Here is a 13,679-nt window from a genome sequence, read left to right on the forward strand (position 1 = left end):
CAGCACGCTCCGTCAGGCCGCCTTGGTTCGTTGCTGTTCCTGGAGACGGCGTATCAGATGCATGCCGGGGACCTGAACGTCGACCGGTTCCGCACTCACATCGACACCGGTCACCGCGCGGTACGAATGGATGTACGTCTGGATTTCGGGGCGGAAAAACGCGGCCCAGTTCGCGGCGTTGTTGGGATCCATGACTGAATTCCAGTTACCCCAACGGATCGACGAGACGATCTGCTCGCCCGTTGTTGCGAGTTGCCAGAACTGGTACGTGTTCGTGTCGCCCCAACCCTGAAGCTTGCGCATGCTTTCGACCGAATGCATCCAGGGCTCGGGATACGCGATCATCGCGCGCCGCGGCAGGAATTCGCGCCATTCGGAACGCGCGAGAATCCATTGCTGCATCAGCATCTCGACGCGCGATGTCGTCGGCATGTCCCGGAACTGGTTATTTGCGCCTTCTGACAGGATCAGGTGCACTTCTCGCAATGCATTGAGGATCGGAAAGCCATCGGGCACGACCGTCGTGTCGTCGGCTTGACGGAAGAACGGCACGCAGAGGTTGAGCAGCGTGTGAAATGCCGCGAGGAATTTGCTGCGTACGTCCGCTGTGTGCGTTGTCGGCACGGCGCGGCCGTAGAGCCGGAACCCATATTCGTGCTGGTACTCGGCCGCACGTCGTTCGATTGGCAGACGATGCTGCTCGTCCTGCACCCAGCCCCAGATGAGGTTGTTGAGGGGCCGTACCGAATCGAGCTCGAGCTGCATGAGCGGGTCGTGCGGCCCGGTCGAGACGTTCTGGAATCGCCGTGAGATCGCATTCATCGTCTGCACGAGCTGTAGCTCTTCCATCCAGTAGCTCCAGATCAGTTCGATGAGCGGTGGATGCGTGAGCTTGGCCGAGAAGTCGCGGTTCAGGTGCGCCAGCCAAAGGCCCGGCCAATGGCCGTTCGGGAATTGAGAGGAGCCCGACCGGTTGGTTTGATTCGTCGAGGTACCGTGAGAGCCAGCGGTACCTTGGCCCGGTGCTGTTCCCTGCTGTTCTTCGAGCATCCTCTCAGCGCGGGACTTTGAGTCCAGTCCATGAAGGCCGTCCACCACGCGTCGCAGATAAGGGAGTGTGGGTGGCTCGGTGCCGCCGAAGTATTGTTGGCTGATCGCGTTGATCAGGCTGCCTTGGCTTTGCGTAAGATCGATGCCGAGCCGCTCGGTCGCGATGGCAATCGCAGTCGGGTCGTTCGCCAGCAGGGCCGCGATGTCCATCGTCGCCTTTCCGCCGGGGGGCACGACACCACCCCACGTCACAACAAACGCTTCGGTCGCCACCTTGAGTGCGCGATAAGCGTCGGTGTCGGTGAACGGCAGGAAGCGCCGCAAGCTGAGTTGCTGCGCGCTTTCATGCATCGGGGATGGGGTCGTCGAGCCAGTGCCCGATGAACCACCGGCGATGCTGCCTGGCCCGAACAGCAGGGCAATTTGCTCGCTGTAGTTTTGCCAGCTCAGCGTATCTGCATTGAGCTTGATCAACAGCCACAACGCGATGTCGCCGGTCAGCGGACGGATCGTTCGCTGAAGGTTGATCTGATTGGGAACGTTGTACGCAGCCAGGACTGGAGCCGAACTGGAATCAAGGTCGTAGGTGGGAGGCGCGGGAGTCGTACTCCCGCCACCGCTTCCTCCGCCGCTTCCGCTCCCTCCGCCGCTTCCGCTTCCGCCTCCGCCTGGGGCGCTTGAAGCAGCGGGGGCCGGACCGGTGGTCAGCGCCATCGCCGCCGCGGCGGTGCTTGGTGCGGCAGGCGCGGCCGTTGCCGACATGACCTTCGTCACACCGGGTGTAGCCGATGCGGTCGACACCGTTGTCACATCTGCGGTCACCGCTGGTGCAAGCGGATTCGCGTGTGCGACCAATTCTCTTGGGGCGTCTCCACTCTCGACGCGACCCTCGGCGACCGCCTGGACGATTGATTTTGTGTCCCCGGTGCTGCTGCTTGCATCGGTGTTGCCCGCCGAAGCGGCAGACGGAATGATTACCACGCCCTCGAGGTCGATCGGGGCACCGAGGCACACGACGGCCGTGACTTGCGTACGCAAGTTGGCCGGCTTCGAATTGGCAAAGTCGACCAGGTCCGTCAGGACCTCATCGATTGCTTTCGCGTGGGCGTCGATCTTGTGTACGTCGTGCGGTTCAGTCAGCTTGAGCGAGACTTTGATATGCACTTCGTCTCCGGGCTTGAACGGCACCGGTGCCCCGTCGACGGTTGGCTTGCCGCCATTGAAATAGCCGTGGACGTTGAGCGACGTGCCGGTGGCAAACTTCGCCGGATCGGGCAGCGTGTACGAGCCGCTCGGCAGCTGTGACGGGGTCAGCGCGAACGTGACGTCAAATTTCCTGGAAGTCATTGTGTCTCTCCTTGCGAATCATGCGTAAGCGGCGAGAGGTTCGGACGCCGGCCGGCGTTGGTTCAGGACCACGCTCAACTGCGCGCTGCCCGCACGCCACGGCAGATAGCCGGCGAGCGCCCAGCGTTCCAACAGTGATGCAATGACTTTCAGCTCGTCGTTCGCTTGCAGCAGGCCGCTATAGCGCGCTTGACCGAGTACGGCAAACGCGAGCGTCGGCGTGTCTGCGAGATATTGCTGAGGTCTCGACCTGACTCGCTCCCAGGTGTCGATGAGATGCAGCGGGGCGCGATCGGGCAAGCGAAGCAAAGTCTTCAACTCACCCCCGTGCAACGAAGGCGGGCGCAGCGACAGCAGCGTCGCAACGAATTCGGGAATCGCCCGATCGAGCATGTCGAACGTCGGGCGTTGCGTCGCGCTCATCAGCGAGCGCGGGTACAGGCTTTCCCATACATGCTCGAGTTCGTCCCACTGCGGGTGCGGATAGAGCGCCCGGCCCATGGCGACCGAGAGCTTCACGCGAATCCACGGCGCGGGATGAGGATCGTCGAGATTGATGCGCAGCACGAAAGCCCTTGGCAGGCTCACGACACTCATCAGCCCGCAGGTGGCAGTGACACCCACACGCGAGACAGCCCACAGATCGGCCAGTATTTCGCTGATCCAGCGATGCCAGGCACGCCACGGTGGCGCCCCGTGCGCGACGTTCGACGCCGTCGCGCGACGATAGGCATTGGCGAGGTCAAGCAGCGCCGCTGCCTGATGGCCCACTTCATGGAACAGCGATGCCGCGATGCCGGTGCCGATCATCCGCTCGCGCGGAATGCGAATCACCGCGACAGGGTTGACACCACCTCCGGGCAGCCGCGTGCGTGCGCGCCGGATGGCACCGCCGTGACCGCGATCGACGTAGCAGATCACCGGTGGCACGGAGAGCGCCCGGTCGAGATGCTTGAGGCCATCCTGTGCGGCGACATCGAGGCCCGAGAGCCAGATGCCTGTGCCGTGCTGGCTGCGTTGGGTCAGGACCTCCGCGAAGATCTCGAAATGCGTGAGCGCCGCGTGGAAATAGAGCTTGAGCAAGGCATAGCGGCGCTGCGCGAGCGCGACGTTCTGCGGCGTGGCGGATAGCTTGCGTAACGCCTGCAGATACTGATCGATGCGCAAGCGCAGTTGCGCGCGCGCAACCTGCATATGCCGCTCGATCGCCGACATGGCTTCGTCGCTGATATTCGCGGCAGGCACCATCGGCATTTGCAGTGCGTAGGGCAACTGCGCGTCGAGGCGTGTGCGGATGCCGAGCACCTCCTGTTCGAGCAGGCGCAGGGCTTGAATGCAGGCGCTTTTCACGGTGATGTCGCCTCGGTTCAATAGGTGGGCCGGGGCGGGGCGAGATACAGAACGATCGAGCGGCCCGTGCGCGAGCGACGCCAGTACCCATGGCGCGGCACGTGAGTGAGGTGTTGCAACGCGCTTCCGCAGGACGGACAGTTGGCGGGAACACTAGCGGGGTCCGCGATGGCCTGCCCGGTGGGCCCATATCCGAAGCCTTGCGTCGCAGGGTGCCCGTTCAAGTGATGCGGCGCGACCGAGCGACCGGTTGTGAGGCCGGGAGCCGGTGCGGGCATGGGTCCTGGAGGACCGAAGATCGGGCGACTCGTCTGGCGTGCGGCGGCGACACCGTTCTGGGCGATCGTGCGCATGGTCGGCAGCAGACCCGGGGCAATCTGACGTGCGGCGCGCAGGAACGCAATGCGTGCGGCCCGCGCGGGTGGGACGTGAGCCGGCATTGTCGTCAGATGGTGCGCGGCGTGTTGGCCGATGCGCACAAGCCTGCGAGCCACCTCGAACTCGCGGTCTTCATTGCTCAGGCCTTCAAGCTCGAGCCCGAGCGCACTGCCGGCCATGCTTGCGAGCTTGCCGCCGATCAGACCGCCGGCTCCGGGCACGATGAAATTGCCGAGTGCGCCGCCGACGATGGGCAACGCCGATTTGGCTGCGGACCGCAGAATGCCACCCAGTGCCTTGCCTGCAGACGACTTGGCGAAGTTCGTCGCAGCGCGTCCGATCGACTTGACGAGGCCGCCGAGGAACTGCTCCATCTCCTGTTCGTTGTTGACCGCGAGGAGTTCGGCAGCGAGTTCCATTTCCTGCATTTCGCCGGACACCTCGTTTTCGAACTCGTTCTCGAACTCGCCTTCGCCGACTTCAAACTCGGATTCAAATTCCGATTCGAATTCGTTGCCCAACTCTCCGCCCATTTCGCCCGCAAGTTCCGGGGAGAGTTCCTGTTCAAACTCGCTGTAGCCAGGACCCCAACCGCCGGGCCTGGACGTGCCGATATCGTGCATGTGTCTCTCCTTGACTCAGGTTGGCGAGCGCCGGGTCTCGCATGGGCACCCTTTGCACAGCACGTGCCAATGCAGCGTGTTCCGGCCGGATCGCTTGCGTGGCGCGGGACGCCCGCCAAGACCTGTCTGAAGCCTCAGGCCTCGATGCGAAGCGGATTTCGCGGAACGTGCGAGACAGGTGAGATCACGGCGAAGTTGTCTTCGCTGTGCAGGGTGGGGCAGCCACCGTATTCGTCTTGTCCGCAATATCTGACGGCGCGATGCATTAGCGAAGCGGTCGAATGGCTTTTATGGAGGTCCTTGCCGCTTTGAATCGTCGCGCCAGGTTCCTACACTCCATTGCTGGCGCTCGACGAGATCAACAGATCAGGGGCGTCCATCCTCATTGCGGCAATCGACTGTCCTGGCGCAGTTCGGCAAGCGATAGCGCTACCCATCCCCACCCACGCCGAGGTCCCTATGGAATCGACTCAAGATCCTCGAACGACGGATCGTTCAACTGACACCGGGCGTCGCGCGTGGCTGCGAACGTGTGGTTGTGCGGGCTCGGTCGCATTGCTCGGCGGACTCGGATTTGCACCCGTCGCCGCCGAGGCCGCCGCGCTGACCAAAGAGCAACGGGATTCCCTGACGCCCGATCAGATCATCGAGTTGATGAAAAAAGGCAACGAGCGGTTTCGCTCGGGCAAGATGAAGGAGCAGAACTATCTGGCGCAGAAGCGCTCGAGCGCGACGGGTCAATATCCTGCGGCCATTATTCTCGGCTGCATCGACTCTCGCGTTCCGGCAGAGATCGTTCTCGATGCCGGGATCGGCGACACCTTCAATGCGCGGGTAGCCGGGAACATCTCGAACTCCGACATGCTCGGCAGTATGGAGTTTGCGTGCGCGGCCGCCGGTGCGAAGGTCATCCTCGTCATGGCCACACCGCCTGCGGTGCCATCAAGGGGGCGATCGACAACGTCGAGCTCGGAAACCTGACGGGGTTGCTCAACAGCATCAAGCCCGCTGTTCAGGCGACCGACTACAAGGGTGAACGATCCAGCAAGAATGCCGAGTTTGTCGACGCCGTCGCGCAAACGAACGTGCGGCTCACGATGGATAACATCCGAAACAACAGCCCGACGCTCGCCGACCTCGAGAAGAAAGGCCAAATCAAAATCGTCGGCTCGATGTACGAACTCCAGACGGGAAAACTGAACTTCATTGGCTAGCGGGCTCTACGCTCCTATTCGCTTGAGACGAATGCGCATGAAGATGCGAACGACGAGCATTCCCTCCGACGGCGAAGCTTCCTTAGAGTGGCAAACGTCGTTGTAAGGCTCGCCGTTTACATTACCGCGGCAGATAACCCGTGCCGTTTGTTGTGGCCCATTCCAATTCAACCGAGTTCAGTCCATGATCAAGATGCTTGATGGCCGCTTTGTTGCGGCAGCGATGGTTGCAGCCTTCTCTTTGTCGGCACATGCGGCGGCATCAGACGCGCCGGGGTTCTGGCAGACGCCGGCGGTTCAAGGCTACGGACGGGTGCATAACCTGCCTGATTCGGCCTATCAGCCGAAGCCGGGGCATATCTACAAGGTTGTGTTTTCGGTTACTTCCGGAGCGAAGCAGTCGGACCAGATCAATGCCGCACTGGACCGTGTCGCGCGCACAGTCAATTTGTATGCTGCAGCCGGCGTGCCGCTTAAGGATCTGAAGTTCGTCGCCGTCGTGTCGGGGCCGGCGACGCCGCTGGTGCTCGACGACGCGCACTATCGCGAAGAGTTCGGTGTGCCCAACCCGAATCTGCCAGAGATTGCCGCGCTAAAAAAAAGCCGGTGTCGATGTGGCCGTGTGCGGACAAGCCGTCGCTGAGCACGGCTATTCCTATGGCTCGATCGACAACAGTGTCACGCTGGCGCTATCGGCCTTGACGACGATTACCACGCTGGAACAGCAGGGCTATTCCTTGATGCCTCTGTGATGCGGCAGCGTCATTGCCGAGAGAGGTGCCGGGAGGCGCCTCTTTCGAATGACTAAAGGGCGGCGGCGCAAGCCTTCGCGTCTCGCCGGTCGAGCGGTTGCTGTTCGATCAGGTGAGTTCAGTACGCCTTCAACTGAATCATCCCGTGGATCTGTGCCAGTTCCTGTTGCCAATCCGTCGTGTCGTGCTTCGCATCGTTGTTGCTGATCAGCGGCTGCAGCAATGCGAGCAGATCCTGTGAAGAAGACTTCTCCACCGGTGTCGTCACATCAGACACCAGCTGACCCCGTTCGTACTTCATGTCGCGAGTGCGCTGGTCCGAGGATTGATTCAGCGTTGCGGCCACCAGCACGCCCTTCGCGGTCACGATCTTGACGGTGCTGTCGGCAGTGTCGTTGATCCGGATGTAGTCGTAGCCCTGCGTCGACAAGTCCGTCGTCAGCTTCGGCGGCCCACTGCCGTCGAGCGCCTCGTGATAGCTCGCATCCAGCTGCGAATGCTGATGCTGCGTGATGGTGCCATTGAGCGCGGTGCCATCAAGCTGAGTGTCCTGCGAGACCGAGTAGTCGAAAGTATCGGCTTCGTCTTGCCGCAACGGATTGGGTTTGATTTTTGCGTCCGTGATCGACGCGCTGTAGTCGCCAAGCCCCGTCAGCATCGCCTGATCTGATTGCTGCATCCATGTCGTGTTTTCTGCGCCCGGCAAGCTCTGCGGCGTCGGCGTGCCGTACACACCATTCATTTCCGAAAACCCGTCCTCGAACATCGACATCAGGTCCTTGTTGCCGTGTCCGCGCTCATTGGCCGCGTCAAACTGCTTCAGCAGACTCGCCACCGACTCTGCCCGCTGCTGGCTTGTGCCCCAGAGCGCAGGATTGCTCGTGTCGACCTTGACGTTGACGGTGCCCGATGAGTCGGTGACGCTCAGGCTTCGCGATGCGCTGTCCTGCGAGTAGCTCGCCGAGATGTTCTTGTCGTCGTCGCCGGTGATGTTGTACGTGAAATTCACGGACGACAGCACCGACGTATCGAACCCCGTCAGCCCGCTCAGATTGAGCTGCGGAGGCTGGCCGCTCAGTCCATCAATGGCTTGTTGAAACCCGCCTGCGAGTTGCGAGAGTGCATCGCGTTCCTTGTCGCTGAGGTTGCCGTTGCTCTTGATGCTGACCGAAAGGCCGTTGGCCGTGCTGTCGAGTTCGATATCGACCGTGATGCCGCTCGCCGTCTTGACCGTCAGGTCGACCTTGGCGGATGGCCCGGAGAGCCCCGTGCCGGTTGTGACCGATTGCGTGAAGTCGCTGCCTGTCGACTTGAACCGATCGAGCAGCACGCTGCCGAGGTCCGAGAATTGGCCCCCGAAGGTTGACGCCGTGTAGTCGCTCTTCATTCGGAGCGTCACCGCATCGGTGCTATCGGTGGCCCAGGTTGCCGTCGCCGAGGGCGCGGCGATGGCCAGGGTGCCGTCGGCGTTGTAGACCTGCAGATTGATAGCGCCAGCCGCCGACGGGATCGTGACGATGCTCGACTGCGAAGCCAGCAAGGCAGCTTGCAGGCTGACCGCTTTCGCCTCTTCATTCACGTTGGCGGCATTCGTCAGCGAAGCGAGCTCAAGCGTCTTCGCAGTATTCAGAGAGGAAATCGTAGTCATGGCTCAGTGCGTTGTTATTTTCTGTAAGCGCGCGGGGACTGGCTTAACGGATTGGCGCTCTATATGTTTTATCGTCCGCGTAATCCGATTCTTTAGAGGCATACCTTGGTTTTATATAGACCGGCTCGTTAAAGAGTAAACACATGGATCAAGAATATTGTTCTGTAAAATCAACGACAAAGCATGGGTCGTTTAATAGTCATTCAGTGGGTGAGCACCTGCTTTGTCAGTACATTCCGTAGCAAAAATGTCCAACAGAAGCAGGGCGGATCACTCAGCCGTTTGGAACATGTAAATGTTTTATTCCGAACCGGAATATTCGGCGGCATCAGACGATCGCGACATGCGATATCACCTCTGTTTCTCCAAGGCAGCGACTCGCAGATTTGCACGACGTTCGTCAATCGAGCGCGCGGCTCGTATGGTCGGTGTTAGAGGTGACCATTGCGCCAATCGCGCTGTCCAGAGACGTCGCGCCGTTAGCGCGGTCGCCCGCACCCGCTTCTATGTCGATGCGCCCGGCGTTATGGGCATCGAATAGTTCGACGATGAGTTGCGCATGCTGATCGCTCAGGCCTGCTCGCGCGAGCGTGGGTGCCCATTGGTCTCGAGGCAGCGCGATGGCTTTGACGGGGCGTCCGCTTGCGTTTTCGATAGCTTGAGCGACGTCGCTCGCGCAGATGCGTGTCGGACCTTCGACGCTGACAATGCGTGTAGTGCGGGTGCTTGAGCCAGGGCTAACTCCGGGCCGGCCGCCCGCGTCGAACCCTTCGCGAAGGAGTCGCGCCGACACCACGCCGACATCGTGCGCCGATACCGTTGGAAAACGCTTCTCGACGGGGTCATGAAAGCTGGGCAGCACCCCATTCGACAACGCGACCGGCAATACGCGCGACCAGTTCTGCATATGCTCGGCGGAACGCAGCACGGTGAGCTTCGGCGATACGTCGCGCAATGCGGCTTCGAACTCATGGAACAGCACCGTGATGCCGGTACCGGCGTCGAGTTCGGCACCGTAGTCGGATAGCGCAACGACATGGGCGTCACGATGCGTGGCAAGCGCGCGCGCCGTGACCTCGATCGTCTTGCGCATCGTATCGGCCGGACGTGCGTCGCCTCGCGGCAAGGGAATCAGCATCTGTACACCCTGTGCGCCGTCGAGTGCGCGATCAAGCGCTTCAATGTCATGCAAATCGGCGACGAAAACGTCGCACCCGATCGCCTCAAGCGCCGCCGCGTGCTTCGCGTCCCGCACGACCGCACGCACAGGTAGTGACGCCTTGCGCAATTGCATGGCGGCTGTTTGCCCGACCTTTCCTGCCGCACCGAAAATCACGTACATCGTCTGGCTCCCGATTCGTTTCTCTTAGAGGGAGCGTATAGCGATGGCGCAGCGGCAAGCGCAGGATCGGATTGGCGTTAGCAGGAATGGATGATGGCGATCGCAGGTCGTGAGACGGTCCGCGGGCAGGCGACGGCAGCTCGGTGACCGCGGGGGCATAATGCATAAAACCGCTTCTCCGAAGGTGCGAACCGTGAATGCGATCGAACCCGCTGTGAGACTCCATGTCGGCGCGCGTGAGCGCGTATTCTCCAGTGAGCGCCTGGGATGGTCCGGCTTCGATGCGGAGTTGGTGAACGTTGGCGCGGGCGTGCATCGGATTCCAGCGATGAGCGCGCATCGCATCGGCATGCATTTCGGTGCCCCCGTGACGGCGCACTGTCGTTGCGATGGACAGCGCATGTCGCGCGTGCAAACCGAGGGCGACGTCGACGTGATCCCCGCCGGGCTCGATGGCCAATGGTCCGACGACGCGGACTGCACGATCCTGCGAGTCGGCTTTACCGATGAGTTTGCGCAACGCACGTTGTCGGAACTCGGCCGGCGCGGGACGAACGCCCGGATCATGCCGCGGTTTCAATGGCGTGATTCCCGATTCCAGCATCTTGCGTGGGCCTTGCGCTCGGAACTCGAGGCCGCGCAGGCTTCCGATGCACTGTATGCAGAAAGCCTGTGCGTCGCGATGATCGTGCGTATCGCGGAAGGAGACGGTGCATTCGATACCAAGTCGACCAAGCCGACTCTGAACCGTCGCATCGCAATGCGCGTGGTCGACTATATCGACGCCCATCTTGACGCACGCCTCACGCTTGCCGAGCTTGCTGATGTTGCAGCTCTCAGCGTCCCGCATTTCAAGGTCCTGTTTCGCGCGACCTTTCATGTGCCGGTGCACCGCTATGTCGTAGAGAAGCGCATCGAACGCGCGAAGTTGCTCCTGATGCAAAACCGTTTCCCCGTCAGCCAGATCGCGCTGGACTGCGGCTTCGCACATGCCAGCCATCTGGCGCATTGGATGAAGCGCGTGCTCGGCGTCACGCCGACGGAGATCGTCAACAGCAACTAGGCCGACTGACCCGGCCGTTCTCGATCGGTTCGTCAGCGGGCAACGCCTCCCTTGTTCATCGAATCGGCTGAACGCCGCTTCCGCAAAAGCGTTGATGGAAATCCATCAAGATAGGCGAGGCAATGCACGTCGCCTTCGGCTATGTTCACGTCGAACAGATATGGCCCGCGAGCATTCGCGCGGCGGCCCCAAGCTGAGCAATCGCGATGCGTCGCCTGAGGAGACAGTCATGTTGGACGAGCAATACGGAACTCGGGACAAGCGTGGCAACTGGAAGCCGTTTAAGGTCATCGAGTATCCGCCCGTCATCACGTGGCCGCCGAGGCCCGTTAAGTTCGCCAAGTGGCTGTTGGGCTTTCCCGGCTTCATCATGCCGTGGAATATCTTCTATGCCCTGGTGGCCGTCGGCGTGTGGTGGATGTTGCCGCCGATCGAAACGTTCGAGACCTTCCGGGTGTCGTGGATCGCCTATATCTGGGCCATCAACCTCGTTCTTGTGACGGGCTTCTTTGGCTTCTTTCATTGGCGGCTCTATATGCGCCGCACGCAGGACAATGCATTCAAGTACAACGCGAAGTGGCTTGCGACGGATAGCCCGCATTACTTCCTCAAGAGCCAGATCCGCGACAATCTGTTTCACACCTACGTCAGCGGTGTTTCGTTCTGGACGGCATGGGAAGCGGTCACGCTTTGGCTCTACGCGAATCACTACATTCCGGAAGTCAGTTTCAGCGAGCACCCGGTTTACTGCAGCCTGATGTTCTTTGTCGTCGTGCTCTGGCGCGACATCCACTTTTACGCAGTGCATCGCCTGATTCATTGGCCGCCACTTTACAAGCTGGCGCACCACGTGCATCACCGCAATGTGAACATCGGCCCGTACTCGGGTCTGTCGATGCACCCGATCGAGCACCTGCTGTATTTCTCGTGCGTGGTACTTCACTGGGTCGTCGCTTCGCATCCGCTGAATGCGATGTACAACCTCGTGCACGCGGGAATGTCGCCGGCACCGGGGCATACGGGCTTTGATCAGATCGTGTTCGACAAAGGCACGCTCGTCGAGCTGCCGGGACACGACCACTACCTGCATCACAAGCATTTCGAATGCAACTATGCCGACGGCGTGTTTCCGTTCGACAAATGGTTTGGGACGTTCTTTGACGGCACGCCCGCATCGCAAGCGAAGATGGAAGCGCGGTTTGCGGAACGTCTTCGCAGGATCGAGGAGAAGCAGGCGCGCAAAGAGGCCAGGCAGTGACCGCTGCTCGGGCGATCGCTCAAACGTCTCGTTGCGCCGCCCGGGCTTAGGTATCCGGGACCATGGGCCAGGAAGTCGTAGCGCGGCGTCTTATTTCCGGCGCGCTATTCTTTCCTGGTCGCTTCGCTCACGGACGTCGGGAAGGAAATACCTAGCTTCGCTACTTGGAGTGGCCACGGATGCCCGCTAACAAGACCGTCAGTGTGTACGTAGGCGGCGAATATATCGGGTGTCTGCGCGAGTGTGGCTTCAATGCCGGCAAGCAGGCCACTCCGGTTTTCAATGTGATTCGCCTGCATCAAAGTGACAAGGTGCGCTTCCGACTCTATGACGGCATACTCCAGCCCCGCGACGCTTTGGTATGTATTCGTGCTGCTGCCTTTAACCCAAAAATCCCATAAATTTCGTGCAAATCGATCCGCTGATGCCTGCACTTCGGGGGGGTACTTGTTTGTCAAACGCGCCAGGTCAGGCCCTGGAAAAGTCGCAGTGGTGTTGACTGAGCCGGTCGCGGGAGCGGCACAAGCGTAGCGGCTCGTTATTCTGACCTGGCTGTCGTCGACAGTCGCAGGTGTCGAGGTGGGGCTGCATGATGCGCCAGAAGATCGTACGACGCAGTCGGCCAGTTGCAGGAACTGGCGATTGAGTGGGCCTTGCTTGATATAGGCCTCGATAAAGGCGTGGTTACGCCAATCCCCGGATGTAGCCGGCTCGGACACGTCGGATGGCAGCGGTGGATCCAAAGTCTTCACGTGCAGCACGCCCATTAAATCGACGAGCAGCCTGAGTCCGTTAATGACATAGTCGTTTGACCAAGTGATGTAATTCGCGTGCACGCTGGGTTCATTTAGCCTCGCAACATACGACGCCGGGACAGCGAGCCCAACTACGTGAAGAACCGGTAAATGCTCTTTCGGAATTTTCCTATTTTGGAGTTCGGCGATCGCGAGGTTGGTATATAAATTTCCCTGTGAGTGGGACGCGAGTAATAAGTGTCTGCCCGAGAAAATTCCGTCGCTTAACGCAGAGGCGTCGTTCTTGGTTTGTTCCCGTACGGTCTCCTCGGCCGACATCGATTTTATGGCCTCTGTGGTTAGCGCGACGGAGGGATCGCAGGCTAACTTCAAGAATTGCGCTACGTTTGCATCGTGAGTATCGGCATGCGAGGCGAGGATTGAGAAGTAGGTGCTGCTCATCGCCTTGTAATCGACGTTGGAGCGCTTCTCGTCTCGTTTTTGTAGGTAGACCTCCTCAAGATTTTTTGCGAAAGCACCTACGTGATAAAGCAAAACCAAATTGGCTCCGGCATTCGTCCACTGCGGTTGACTGTGGAGATCGGCGAGCAACTCGAAAAGGCTATCGACGGCTTCAACGAGGGAGTTATCCATGCCGTTCGAATAACCGACGTCAAGGGAGCTCGGCGCCGTCTGGGCTGAAGCGCTGCGGCTCGAAAGCAGTGCGCACAAGAACACGACAATGAGCCCTTTGAATCGAACCATTTGTACTCTCCGATCGCCGGCGAGGCACGTCAACATTCAAATTGGCCGGTAGATGACGTCTGTCCAGACACAAATGCTTGCCGTGCACGTCATTTCAAAGACGATATGTTGAGATTATTGGCTACGTGTGTGAATGGATGTTAACGAGCCTGTCT

Annotated in this window: 10 protein-coding genes and 1 pseudogene; 5 read left to right on the forward strand and 6 right to left on the reverse strand. The window is 60.4% G+C overall.

The annotated features are described in order from the left end of the window. Nucleotides 1-12: 12 nt before the first annotated feature. The 3 genes from ACMFWR_RS26980 to ACMFWR_RS26990 are packed head-to-tail and all read right to left on the reverse strand — an operon-like array spanning nt 13 to nt 4,748. On the reverse strand, nt 13-2,397 hold the full coding sequence (locus ACMFWR_RS26980) for an 8-amino-7-oxononanoate synthase (RefSeq protein ID WP_413195442.1): 2,385 nt from the start codon (nt 2,395-2,397) through the stop codon (nt 13-15). Nucleotides 2,398-2,415: 18 nt separating this feature from the next. Then, nucleotides 2,416-3,747, reverse strand: a complete 1,332-nt coding sequence (locus tag ACMFWR_RS26985) for a hypothetical protein (protein WP_413195443.1) — start codon at nt 3,745-3,747, stop codon at nt 2,416-2,418. A gap of 17 nt (nt 3,748-3,764) precedes the next feature. After that, nucleotides 3,765-4,748 carry a hypothetical protein gene (locus tag ACMFWR_RS26990; RefSeq protein ID WP_413195444.1) on the reverse strand — a complete coding sequence of 328 codons (984 nt, stop codon included), beginning with the start codon at nt 4,746-4,748 and terminating at the stop codon, nt 3,765-3,767. Nucleotides 4,749-5,438: 690 nt separating this feature from the next. Here ACMFWR_RS26990 and ACMFWR_RS26995 point away from each other — a divergent pair. From ACMFWR_RS26995 to ACMFWR_RS27005, 3 genes and pseudogenes are all read left to right on the forward strand, one after another. Further along, a pseudogene (locus tag ACMFWR_RS26995) lies at nt 5,439-5,962 on the forward strand (carbonic anhydrase family protein). A gap of 184 nt (nt 5,963-6,146) precedes the next feature. Next, complete coding sequence (locus ACMFWR_RS27000; protein ID WP_413195445.1) at nt 6,147-6,605, forward strand: hypothetical protein; 459 nt, start codon at nt 6,147-6,149, stop codon at nt 6,603-6,605. Then, nucleotides 6,583-6,714, forward strand: a complete 132-nt coding sequence (locus ACMFWR_RS27005) for a hypothetical protein (RefSeq protein ID WP_413195446.1) — start codon at nt 6,583-6,585, stop codon at nt 6,712-6,714. Before ACMFWR_RS27000 ends, ACMFWR_RS27005 begins: the two co-directional genes overlap by 23 nt. A 118-nt stretch (nt 6,715-6,832) precedes the next feature. Here ACMFWR_RS27005 and ACMFWR_RS27010 read toward each other — a convergent pair whose 3' ends face one another. Beyond that, nucleotides 6,833-8,362, reverse strand: a complete 1,530-nt coding sequence (locus ACMFWR_RS27010; RefSeq protein ID WP_413195447.1) for a hypothetical protein — start codon at nt 8,360-8,362, stop codon at nt 6,833-6,835. 400 nt (nt 8,363-8,762) lie between these two features. Then, nucleotides 8,763-9,704, reverse strand: a complete 942-nt coding sequence (locus ACMFWR_RS27015; protein ID WP_413195448.1) for an NAD(P)H-binding protein — start codon at nt 9,702-9,704, stop codon at nt 8,763-8,765. Between the two features lie 193 nt (nt 9,705-9,897). On the opposite strand from ACMFWR_RS27015, the gene ACMFWR_RS27020 reads away from it, so the two are divergent. Further along, entirely contained in the window at nt 9,898-10,767 is an 870-nt protein-coding gene (locus ACMFWR_RS27020) for a helix-turn-helix domain-containing protein (protein WP_413195449.1), read from the forward strand. Between the two features lie 229 nt (nt 10,768-10,996). Further along, a complete protein-coding gene (locus tag ACMFWR_RS27025; protein WP_413195450.1) occupies nt 10,997-12,025 on the forward strand; it encodes a sterol desaturase family protein in 1,029 nt (342 codons plus the stop codon). Nucleotides 12,026-12,129: 104 nt separating this feature from the next. On the opposite strand, the gene ACMFWR_RS27030 is transcribed toward ACMFWR_RS27025, so the two are convergent. After that, nucleotides 12,130-13,524: a hypothetical protein gene (locus tag ACMFWR_RS27030; protein ID WP_413195451.1), complete on the reverse strand. Its 1,395-nt coding sequence runs from the start codon at nt 13,522-13,524 to the stop codon at nt 12,130-12,132. Nucleotides 13,525-13,679 lie beyond the last annotated feature (155 nt).

The sequence above is a fragment of the Pararobbsia alpina genome (genome assembly GCF_965118125.1).
Taxonomy (GTDB): Bacteria; Pseudomonadota; Gammaproteobacteria; order Burkholderiales; family Burkholderiaceae; genus Pararobbsia; species Pararobbsia alpina_A.